We start from the raw sequence: 771 nt of genomic DNA on the forward strand, positions 1-771 counted from the left end.
GCCTGCTGGCAAGCCGTCGCTCTCATCGGACTGCGGCTTGTTGTACTCATTCGCGACCACAGATTCGACTCTTCGTCCTATGGATGGTTACGGGCGATGGTCGGCTGCCTGCTCGCGTTCATCGTGCTCGTGGTGTCCGCTTTCATCGCTCTGAGCGTGATGGGATACACGACCCCGGGCGTAATGTACGGACTTATCGCTGGCGGGCTCGTAGCCCTGATCATCGTCGTCTCTTTGATGGTGTTCCTGGGGGCCAACTCGGTCATTCGCCAGTATTCACGCGGCTGATCCGGTTCCCTCAGGTCTGCGGTCAGGCCGGGACGTGAGAAGCTGGCCGCCCTGTCGGCGACGGAGACGGCCGTGTCGAACTGCGTCCCGGGCGGCGGGACCTCTGCTTGGTCTGGTAATTAATGGGCGTCGACGCCGTATCTGTCTTGACGGATACGACCGATTCGAGGGCCGCCGCGGAGGGTGGGACCAGGCCCGTGGTTCACTATTCGCACAACTGACCCGGCCCCTCGTCGATTAACCCCTTGGGTCTATCCGGGACGTCTGGATGTTAAAGATAGTCTGCGGTGCGTTGGGATCCAATGAGTCCTCGAAGAGTGCCTGGGCTTCTGGCGATGCGTACCAATAGCCGCCCGAGTAGGTAGCATCCGCACAGGTGGTTACCGAGGTCCTATTTGCCTGTGTCCACCAGAAACAAACTCTAACGATTCGCTCCCCGTTGTACACATTCCCGGCAGCTTTGGCGTATCCGGTGTACTGGAT

Annotated in this window: 1 pseudogene; it reads left to right on the plus strand. The window is 59.9% G+C overall.

Annotated elements, in window-relative coordinates:
• Nucleotides 1–288: pseudogene (locus tag JF66_RS23925) on the plus strand (DUF2975 domain-containing protein); the annotation flags it as partial.
• Nucleotides 289–771: the final 483 nt, after the last annotated feature.

Source organism: Cryobacterium sp. MLB-32 (assembly GCF_000738085.1).
Classification (GTDB): domain Bacteria; phylum Actinomycetota; class Actinomycetes; order Actinomycetales; family Microbacteriaceae; genus Cryobacterium.